Source organism: Rhizobacter sp. (genome assembly GCF_031412075.1).
Taxonomy (GTDB): Bacteria; Pseudomonadota; Gammaproteobacteria; order Burkholderiales; family Burkholderiaceae_C; genus Rhizobacter.
In genome coordinates this window covers 1-1,543 of the sequence record NZ_JANOCG010000142.1, presented here as the reverse complement: position 1 = coordinate 1,543, position 1,543 = coordinate 1, and the positions used below count along the sequence as shown (strand labels likewise).

Below are 1,543 nucleotides of genomic sequence, written 5' to 3'. Positions count from 1 at the left end.
TTACCGGTGCCCTTGGCCAGCGCCACGGTGTCGTAGGCCCAGTGCACGGTGTAGGGGTTGCACTGCTCGTTGGTCAGGGCCGAGGTGGCCGCGCCGATGGAGATGAAGAGCTTTTTCTTTTCGGCTGCCACCTTGGCCATGGCCAGGCTGGTGCCGGAGTTGGTACCGCCGATCAGCATGTCGACGCCGTTGGTGTCGAACCACTCACGCGCCTTGGCGGCGGCGATGTCGGGCTTGTTCTGGTGATCGGCCGAGACCAGCTCGATGGTCTTGCGGTTGATCTTGCCACCCGCATCGGCAATCGCCATCTTGATCGCCTCGACACCCGCCGGGCCGTCGATGTCGGAGTACAGGCCCGACATGTCGGTGATGATGCCGATCTTGATCACGTCGCCCGAGACCTGGGCCTGTGCGGGGGTAAAGGCTGCGGCGCAAGCGAGCGAGCAGGCAGTGGCGATGGTTTTCAATTTCATTGAAGTCTCCTTGGGGGTAGGTTGGGAGGTGTCAAACACCGAGGTACTCATGGAGTTGGGCCATGCGGTCCGGCAGTTGCGACTGGGTAAATTCTTGAAGAATGCGGCCGTGTTCCATCACGAGGAAACGGTCGGCCAGGGGCGCTGCGAAGCGAAAGTTCTGCTCCACCATCACGATGGTGTAGCCCTGCTTGCGCAAGGCCACCACCATCTCGCCGAGCTTTTGCACGATGACGGGGGCAAGGCCTTCGGAGATCTCGTCGAGCAGCAACAACTTGGCGCCGGTGCGCAGGATGCGCGCCACCGCCAGCATCTGCTGCTCGCCGCCCGACAGGCGCGTGCCCTGGCTGTTGGCGCGCTCCTTCAGGTTGGGGAACATGGCGTAGATTTGCTCGACCGCCATGCCGCCTTCGGCCAGGCGTGGTGGCAGCAAGAGGTTTTCTTCGGCCGAGAGGGTCGAGAAGATGCCGCGCTCTTCGGGGCAGTACCCGATGCCCAGCCGCGCAATGCGGTGCGTGGGCATGGCGATCACCTCTTGCCCGCGGATTCGGATGGAGCCCTTGCGGCTGCCGATCAAGCCCATGATGGCGCGCAGCGTGCTCGTGCGCCCGGCGCCGTTGCGGCCGAGCAGCGTGACCACCTCGCCTTCGTTGACGTGGAAGTTCACGCCATGCAGCACGTGCGATTCGCCGTACCAGCCTTGCAGCTCGCGGACTTCGAGGAACGGAGTGGCCATCTCAGTGGGCTCCCTGGAGTTCAACATTTGCCGTCCCCATGTAGGCCTCCATCACCGCCGGGTTTTTCGACACTTCGGCATACGGCCCTTCGGCCAGGGTGGCGCCACGCTGCAACACGGTGATGGTGTCGGCAATGCTCGCCACCACGCTCATGTTGTGCTCCACCATCAGGATGGTCCGGTTGGCCGACACCTTCTTGATCAGCTGGCGGATGCGGTCCACGTCTTCCAGGCCCATGCCCTGCGTCGGCTCGTCGAGCTGAGCTACGGCCGCAAGCGCGCGCTCGAGATCGCGACCACGCTGGCGATGGACCCGAAGCTGATGCTGCTCGAC

The 1,543-nt window shown here is 63.9% G+C and carries 3 protein-coding genes; all 3 read right to left on the bottom strand.

The annotated features are described in order from the left end of the window. Positions 1 to 473, bottom strand: a 473-nt coding sequence (locus tag RMO40_RS05225) for an ABC transporter substrate-binding protein (protein ID WP_309717288.1), incomplete at its 3' end; no start/stop codon positions are given. A 31-nt stretch (positions 474 to 504) separates the two neighbouring features. Next, on the bottom strand, positions 505 to 1,209 hold the full coding sequence (locus tag RMO40_RS05220; RefSeq protein WP_309717285.1) for an ATP-binding cassette domain-containing protein: 705 nt from the start codon (positions 1,207 to 1,209) through the stop codon (positions 505 to 507). 1 nt (position 1,210) lies between these two features. After that, positions 1,211 to 1,543 (bottom strand): ABC transporter ATP-binding protein C-terminal domain-containing protein (locus RMO40_RS05215; RefSeq protein ID WP_489660113.1); only part of this gene is annotated, 333 nt, incomplete at its 5' end.